Below are 8,244 nucleotides of genomic sequence, written 5' to 3' on the forward strand. Positions count from 1 at the left end.
AGTCACCAGACCATGGATACGATCTCGCCAGTAATCAGGCCGGGTGACCGGGTTTCGTTCTGCAATTCCTCGCTCGCCCGGTGCCTGGCGTTCAAGTTGGCCAATCATTCTTTCAATGTGAGAAAGATCCTGTTGACGACGGTCATCGACGCTCATGAATGTCTCCTCTCAGTTCTTGTTTTTCGCTTGCCACGCTATGCAACTGCGGCTCGGTTCACGATCGGCCAGGCTCCAGAAAGGTACCGCCCGTCGTGACACGGAGCGATGCAGCACTTACCCATGTCAGGGCGTTTAAACGACTGATGATCTCCGTCAGTTCAGCTAGCGAGATGGAAGCAAACGTGACCGTCATCTCTTCCAGGTCCTTGTTCTTTTTGCGGTGCACGATCGTCCGTTGCGCTTGCGCCGCGCTTTGTCCAAATGCCTGCCAGACGGACACGACCCTCAGTTGGCCCGTGGCAGCCCGCACGGTAATGCTCTGCGGTGCATCGTAAGGCGGGGACTCATATGGACTTGTCATTAACATTAATACCAACTCGGCAATGGGTGGTTGAAACTCATTGGGCAAAGGACAGCACCTGCCATGCTCAATGCCTGCGACGCATAACCTCCCAACATTGACGATGATCCATCCGACGAAGCAGCCGCTTGCGCAGATGCTCCCGGCGATAGTGCGCAATCACCAACATGCCTGCGCTCGCGAGCAAGAACAGGCCGACGACCAACCCCATCCACCCTTCACTCATGGAGAACTCCTTCTCGCGCCTTGGATTGCCAACAAAACGTACTGTAGATGCGTCTTATCACCTATCTATTTTTGTGCCAACCGCGACGCTTGCTCGATGGCGTGCCGGGTCGCTTTCGAGGCGGTAGACGTTGCTGCACGAAAGTTGCTTTCAGCAAAATCCACGGTCTGCTGGGCAGTTTTATTAAGTGCTTCGTACAACGTATTGCTGGCGGTGACCATCGATTTCGCCGCGGCAACCGCAGCTTCAGACCCAGCCGGCGCGCTCCGCCCAAGACCCTCGACCAGCGTTTGCACCCGGCGGTTGTGCGCTTCGTACTGTGTCTCGGCGACCTTCGCAACTTCGGCGTGGGTTGCTGCCAAAATGGCGAGCACCTGACGGTTGTACGCCTGAATCTTGTCTGCAGTCGGTTGCATTAACCGCGTTTGCAAGGCAGCCCATTCTTGCGGGTCTTTAGCCGACAGCGCCTCGCGAGCCGCATTTTGCCCCTCAACCAGCGATGATTTGAACGCTTGGAGGTTTAGTTCGACGAGTCTCCGGAATCCTTCGAAGGCCGTGTCGAGCAGTCCCAGCGAAGTATCAAAATTGTCTTTTTGCGTTGCTGCGATTTGCTCGGGTGACAACAAACTCATTGCATTCTCCAGAAGTTTGACGCTTGCGTGACCGGCTTGAACGCAAACGTCGGTGTTATGAACCAGATTATGGTTGACGGTATCTGCGCTCAAAAACAGCACCCACGGTTCTGAAGATATTAATTGCTAGTATGGAATACTAATAATATTAATCACCTCCAGGATCGAGCCGTGCACGTCCTCTGTGAGTGCCCGGGGAAGGGGCACCGCATAATAAAAGCCGTCTTTGACAACCAGGGAGTGACGTCAGATGATCTGAACCGTCAGTTATCTGGTTATCAACGCCGTTAAATCGGGAAATTTTACGAATTAGAACCAATGATCAGACCCAACCATCGGATAGCCTTTCTCTTGGCTTCGTCGGCCGGACGACCCCACCCGATGTTTATCTATTGTAAATAAACAGTTTGCGTACTGGTTGGGAAATCGTAATGTAGAAGTGTTCGAAACGACGGGGTTACGGACGATTTTCTCGGCCCCATCACGGTAGTAGGAGAGCGAGAGGACGTTATCGCCATACATCCGCACGACTAGTCACGGAGTTTTATCTGACGATTGCGCTGCAGCTCCCGGCATTGCCGCCGCATCGCTTACCGAAGATCCAGTGGCACCGGTCGCACCTTCGGCATCATGGTAAGTGACCGTCTCGCCTTGGGTGCGACAGCTATTGTCGGTTACCCGGGGTTTGGTATGTATGGCAAGCGCGTCCCGCCAAAGGCGTTTTGCTGTCGCATGACGGCTTTGTCCGGGTGCTGCCGCCCATGGCTGGGGTGACTTGCCGCCGAACACGCGAACGTCTGACAATTGCTGCGTCAGAAATCCACTTCTAAAGCGCCCGCTCCATTTCACACGCTCGCCAACCGGAACACGTTGACGGTGTCGCGCAGCATTTGAGCCTGCTCCTGCATCGACTGAGCCGCGGCCGTCGCTTGTTCGACCATGGCTGCATTTTGCTGAGTTGTTTCGTCCATTTGAGCAATGGCGATATTGACCTGCTCGATGCCGCGACTCTGCTCCTCGGACGCCACTGAAATTTCGCCGATGATATCCGTGACACGCTGCACAGCCTGAACCAGCGAGTGCATTGTCGTGCCGGCACGCTCCACCAACGCCTTACCGTCATCGACCTTGCCGGTGGATTCTTCGATCAAGCTCTTGATCTCCTTTGCGGCATCCGCGCTGCGTCGTGCAAGATTACGCACCTCGCCTGCCACTACAGCAAAACCGCGCCCCTCCTCGCCCGCACGCGCCGCCTCAACGGCTGCGTTAAGCGCGAGGATATTCGTCTGGAAAGCGATGCCTTCGATCACGGAGATGATGTCGACCACGCGCGTGGAGCTGGCTGCAATACTTTGCATCGTCAGTACGACCTGCTGCACCGCCGTCCCGCCTTCGCTTGCGATCAACGATGCATTCGCCGCCATCTTGTTCGCCTGGTGCGCATTCTCTGCGTTCTGCTTAACAGTCGCGGTCAGCTGCTCCATGCTCGCCGCGGTTTCGCTGATTGACGACGCCTGCTGCTCGGTGCGTGCAGAGAGATCGTGGTTGCCCGCTGCAATCTGCTGAGCGGCAACGGTAATGGTTTCAGTGCCGCCGCGAATCCGCCGGACAGTATCGGCGAGCCGTTGCTGCATGCGTTGCATGGCGGACAACATGCTGCTCTCATCCGATGCGCCCAGCGCGACATCGTGCGACAGGTCGCCGTTCGCAATGCCCTCGGCGACGAGGGTGGCATACGCCGGTTCGCCGCCCAGACTGTGTTTCACATTACGGATGATCAATACCAACGCCGCCGAGCTGACGCCTCCAATCAGCAGGATCACGATCAGATATTGGAGAAGGTTCACCTTGAACGCGTCGTTGATATCGTTCACGTACACGCCCGAAATCAGGTACCAGTCCCACGGCGCGAACCGTTTGACGAAACTGACCTTCGGCACGTGTTCCGTTTTGCCGGGCAAGCGCGCCATGTAGGGTACGAAACCCTGACCATTGGCCTGAGCGACCTTGACCATCTCGACGAACAAAAGCTTGCCGTCAGTATCCTTGTAGTCGCTCACATCCTTCATGCGCAGATCGGCCAGAACCGGGTGCATGATGACCACGGGATGCGCGGTCGTGACGATCATGTAACCGTTGCCCGGAAAACGCATGGCTGCGAGCTTCGCCTTGGCCTGCTCCTGAGCCTGCTCCAGCGTCAGTTGATGGCTGTCCACCTGCTTTGCGTAGTCCGCAACCACGCCGTAAGCCGACTCGACCACGTTTTGCACGCCGGTCTGGCGCCCCTCTGTCATGGTTTCGCGAGACTGCCACGCGGCCCATCCACCGAGAAACAGAAGGCCGAGCCATGTAATGAGCAGCGCCAGCGATAATTTGGTGTTCAAACTGAGACGGTCCAATCTACTCTCCGATGCGAGGCACAGTTCATGACTGGCGCATGGGATCGCGCGCCACTGTGTGCATATCGGCAGTCTTGGAGGGATTCTGAAGTAAGGGAAACACCGAGCGGCGTAAAGGTGAAGGCGGAATATCACCGCGCGCAGCGGCCAAGAAACTCCTATTGCCCAAACCGCTCGTCACATGCAATTCATTAAACTTTCACTGAAAATACCAGCGTGTCGCGCCACTCACCCCTGATCAGCACGTTCTTGCGATATAGGTCCACCTGCTGCATCCCGAGCTTCTCCAGGACATGAATGGACGCGAGATTTTCCGGCCTGCTGGTCGCGAAGATTTCCCGCACCTGGCGCTCGCGCGTCAAATAGTCGACCAACCGTTTCGCTGCTTCGGTAGCGTAGCCCTGGTTCCAATAGCGAGGATTGAGCGAGTAGCCAATCTCAGCCTCCCTGCCATCTTCCGACAAAGTCGCCCGGTAGCTGCCTATCAGGCTGTCATCGTTAAGCACTGCTGCTAGTTCCAGTGTTGTTCTGTCGGGCAACGAATTCTCAAGCACACAGCCCGCTATATATTCCCGGGTCTGCTCGATCGTGTTAGGCCCCCATTCCTGATGCAACACGACCTCGAGCAAGCTTGCATATTCATGCACTGCGTTTATATCGAACGGTTCCAGATCTCGTAGATAAAGACGCTCGGCAATCAGTTTCATATCGATGCAACCCCATCGCGCACAACAATCCTGCCGCGTGCAACCACGAGCTTGCGGACCGGTCGCGAAACAATCGCTTCAGCCACTGTTTCAGTGTCTACCAAAACAAGATCGGCCCGCGCGCCTTCGTGCAGTCCATAGTCCTTGAACCTGCACGCCCATGCGCCCAATGTGCTGACGCAGTCAAACGCAAGTGCGAGGTCTTCATCGCGGCGGAGGTCGTAGCGCATGCCAACGAACATGGCGCGCTCGAGCATGTCGGGTTTGCCGAAAGGCGTCCACGTATCGCGTATTCCGTCGTTGCCCGCAAACAGCGTCACGCCTGCCTCGATGCAAGCGCGCATCGAAGGAACGGGCACGGACGGCGGCGCCGTAGTCAACAGCGCAACATCGAGATCCGCGATCCTTGCTAACAACGTATTGCGCTCGCGATCGGGAAGTTCCCCTAAGCAAAACGCGTGACTCACGACAACACGCCCCTGCATGCCCAATGCCTTGACACGGTCGAGCAGCAGGTTGAAGGTGAACGCACCGATCTCGCCCGGCTCGTGAAGATGGATATCGACAGGCTTCTGATGACGGTTCGCCATCTCGAACGTGGTATTGAGCGAGGCAACCGGGTCCTGGTCGATAAGCGCAGGGTCCAGCGCACCGAGCACGTCGGCGCCCGCCTTTAGCGCGTCGCTTAGCAACACGTCGGTCCCTGGACGGCGCAGCATGCCTGACTGCGGAAACGCCACGACTTGTATCTCCATGACATCGGCCAGCGTTTCACGCGTCGCCAGCACGCCGTGCAAATGCCTGAGCCCGGCGTCCGTGTCTATATCCACATGCGTTCTGATCCGCGTTGTTCCCGCCGCAAGAAAAGCCCGAGCAAGCGCTAGCGACTGCGCGCCCGCATCGTGTCCGGTGCTCGCGCGCCATGATCGTTCGTTCTCGATTCTGTCGATGAGCCTCGGACCCACTTCGTTGCGATACCACGGCAAGCCCCAGTGTGTTTTGTCGAGATGAGTATGGCCTTCGACAAACCCCGGCAGGACCAGCGCGCCTTGGCCGTTTTCGCGCACAACGTCAGCGCCGCGCTGGAGGTTCGGGCCGATTTCTTCTATCCGTCCGCCGGTTACAGCAATATCCACGGGGGTACCGTCCGGCAGACGGACATGGGTGATCAACAAGCTAGCGTGCACTGGAACTCCTGGAAACAGAAAAGACAATCAGCGGACTTCAAAGATCGCGTCTACTTCCACCGACGCCCCCGCCGGAAGCGTCGCCACACCGACTGCGGTCCGGGCATGCCGGCCTCGTTCGCCGAACACCGCGAACATGAGATCGGAGGCTCCGTTGATGACTTTCGGCACGTCAGGATAACCCGGCGTGCAATACACAAACCCGCCCATCCGATGACAACTGACCACACGGTCGAGGTCGCCATCAAGTGCAAGGTGAAGTGCTGCGAGCAGGTTAAGCCCGCAAATCTGTGCTGCCCGCTGCCCCGCTTCAAGATCCTGCTCCGTGCCAACAGGACCGGCGTAGCGAACCTCTCCTTCCCATTCGCAAATCTGTCCCGCGAGGAAGATCAGCGAGCCGGAGCGTGAGAAAGGCTTGAACGCGCCGCGAGGCACAGGCACTTTCGGCAGGACGAGACCAAGCGCCTCAAGGCGCGTGGCGGGCGAATCCGGGTTGGCTGGAACGGGCGTGGATGTCATTGACGGTCCTTGATTGAAAAATATTGCCTCAAGTGAATGAACGGATGAAATGAAAGCGTTCTCGTCGAATATCCAAGTGTGTCACAACATGCTGGACGAACAAAAGCGCATAGCTGATGAGGCTTTGCATAGCAATTGAAATAACGTCACGTCGCTAAAGCAGGCACCTCAAGAGGCCGCCCGCGCAGGCAATCAAGCAGGCTCCAAGCGCGACCCGGTTCAGCGAACATTTCCATCAAGGTGCATACTCTTTGACGGTCGCATCACCTCGACCGCCTAACGCGTCGCATCGCCAAGACCCTGCGACTTTGTCCGCGCCCCTCATTACACCGACCTTAATGTCCCGCAGCCCGCAATCGTCGCGTCCGCTTGTCATTGCAGCGGTCATGGCTTCAATGGCAATGGTCGCCATCGAAGCCACCATCGTTTCCACTGCCATGCCGCAGATCGTCTCGCAGCTTGGCGACCTGCATCTTTATAGCTGGGTCTTCTCGTCCTTCCTGCTGACGCAGACCGCCATGACGGTCATCTTCGGCAAGCTCGCAGACCTGTATGGCCGCAAGCCCGTCGTTCTTGCCGGCATAGCGATCTTCCTGGTCGGCTCAATACTTGCCGGTTTCGCCTGGTCGATGCCCGCCATGATCGTGTTCAGGCTGATCCAGGGCGTCGGCGCAGGTGCAATCCAGCCGGTCACGCTGACGATTGTCGCCGACCTCTACCCCGCCCGCGAACGTGGCAAGGTGCAAGGTTATCTGGCGAGTGTCTGGGCCATCTCGGCGGTGGTCGGGCCAATGGTCGGCGGCTTGATCATCCGCGATTTTTCGTGGGCCTGGATCTTCTGGATGAACGTGCCGATCGGCCTTGCATCGGCGGCGGGGTTCATCGCGTTTCTTAAAGAATCCGAGCGGCACTCGCGCCCGTCCATCGACTTCGCCGGGGCAGCACTTTTCATGGTGTCGATCGCCGCGCTGATGATGTCGCTGACGTATGCAGGCAATGACGACATCACGAAGGCATTGATCGCGGGCGGGTTCTTTATCGTGTGCCTGCTGTTCTTTTTGATGCAGGAGAAACGCGCCACCGAACCCATGATTTCGTTCGCGCTCTGGAGCCGCCGGCCGATCGCCGCGTGTAACGGATCGACCGTCTTGTCCGGCATGATCCTGATGGGCGCAACGACCTTCTTGCCGATGTATGTGCAAGGCGTGCTGCATCGTTCGCCCGTGATCGCCGGTCTTGCATTGACCATGATGATGGTCGGGTGGCCCGTCGGCGCGACGCTGGCTGCGAAGTCGTTTCATCGAATCGGGCTTAGGCGCATCCTGATTGGCGGCAGCGCATTTATCCCGTTGGGCGCGGTGTTCCTGATCGTGTTGTCGCCACAAAGCTCACCGCTCATCGCGGCGTTTGGTTCGCTCATCATGGGCTTCGGCATGGGAACGTCGAGCGTCAGTTCGCTTGTGCTGATCCAGGAGATAGTCGATGTTGCGCAGCGCGGGAGCGCGACTGCGTCGAATCTGTTCTCGCGTAATCTCGGTAGCACGATTGGCGCAACACTGTTCGGCGCTGTGCTGAACTTTGGCCTGAGTCATTCGAATGGGGCAGCAGCAGTCACATCGGATCAGTTAAAGGCCCTGCTTCAAAATCAGGTAATGACCCTCGGCAGCAGCGATGCAATTCGTCAGGTACTGCATCAGTCGCTTCATCTGACATTTCTATCGATTTTCGTGATCGCGATTTTCGCGGTCGGGTTCCTCCTCTTCGTCCCTACAATCACGTTAGGCCACGAGAAAAAGATGCCACTTGAGGCGTTATCGCCGATCGAGGACTAAGCTGCGGCGCGAGCGAAAATCTAAACGATCATTTGCCAGCCGAAGAACACCGCCAGCGAGACCGCAATGGTCAACAAGGGCTTGCGCGTAACCGCGCACACAACGACGGCCACCAGCGCCGCGATCAATTGCGAATTGCGCCACGTGAGCTCGGCAGCACCACCGTGCGGTGCGAACGTCATCGGCACGATGATCGCCGTTAGCACCGTCACCGGCACGAAA

General features: G+C 57.6%; 7 protein-coding genes. 1 reads left to right on the forward strand and 6 read right to left on the reverse strand.

Translation table 11 applies throughout. The features are described from left to right. Positions 1-811 precede the first annotated feature (811 nt). The 5 genes from phaP to JWR14_RS36455 all read right to left on the reverse strand — a co-directional run bounded on the left by phaP (position 812) and on the right by JWR14_RS36455 (position 6,190). Entirely contained in the window at positions 812-1,378 is a 567-nt protein-coding gene (gene phaP / locus JWR14_RS36435) for a TIGR01841 family phasin (RefSeq protein ID WP_299719260.1), read from the reverse strand. Between the two features lie 845 nt (positions 1,379-2,223). After that, the gene (locus JWR14_RS36440; protein WP_299719263.1) at positions 2,224-3,777 is read right to left on the reverse strand and encodes a methyl-accepting chemotaxis protein; all 1,554 of its coding nucleotides are present in this window, start codon (positions 3,775-3,777) and stop codon (positions 2,224-2,226) included. 191 nt (positions 3,778-3,968) lie between these two features. Continuing rightward, positions 3,969-4,484 (reverse strand): GNAT family N-acetyltransferase, encoded by a 516-nt coding sequence (locus JWR14_RS36445; protein ID WP_299719265.1) that lies wholly within the window; start codon positions 4,482-4,484, stop codon positions 3,969-3,971. Next, positions 4,481-5,671, reverse strand: coding sequence for an amidohydrolase family protein (locus JWR14_RS36450; protein WP_299719267.1), 1,191 nt, complete (start codon positions 5,669-5,671; stop codon positions 4,481-4,483). The genes JWR14_RS36445 and JWR14_RS36450 overlap by 4 nt, the downstream gene beginning before the upstream one ends. A gap of 27 nt (positions 5,672-5,698) precedes the next feature. After that, entirely contained in the window at positions 5,699-6,190 is a 492-nt protein-coding gene (locus JWR14_RS36455) for a RidA family protein (protein ID WP_299719269.1), read from the reverse strand. A gap of 338 nt (positions 6,191-6,528) precedes the next feature. Between JWR14_RS36455 and JWR14_RS36460 the strand changes: the two genes are divergently transcribed. Next, complete coding sequence (locus JWR14_RS36460; RefSeq protein WP_299719271.1) at positions 6,529-8,022, forward strand: MDR family MFS transporter; 1,494 nt, start codon at positions 6,529-6,531, stop codon at positions 8,020-8,022. A gap of 20 nt (positions 8,023-8,042) precedes the next feature. Here JWR14_RS36460 and JWR14_RS36465 read toward each other — a convergent pair. Next, positions 8,043-8,244, reverse strand: a 202-nt coding sequence (locus JWR14_RS36465; RefSeq protein WP_299719273.1) for an AzlD domain-containing protein, incomplete at its 5' end; no start/stop codon positions are given.

The organism is Caballeronia sp., from assembly GCF_028292365.1.
Classification (GTDB): Bacteria; Pseudomonadota; Gammaproteobacteria; order Burkholderiales; family Burkholderiaceae; genus Caballeronia.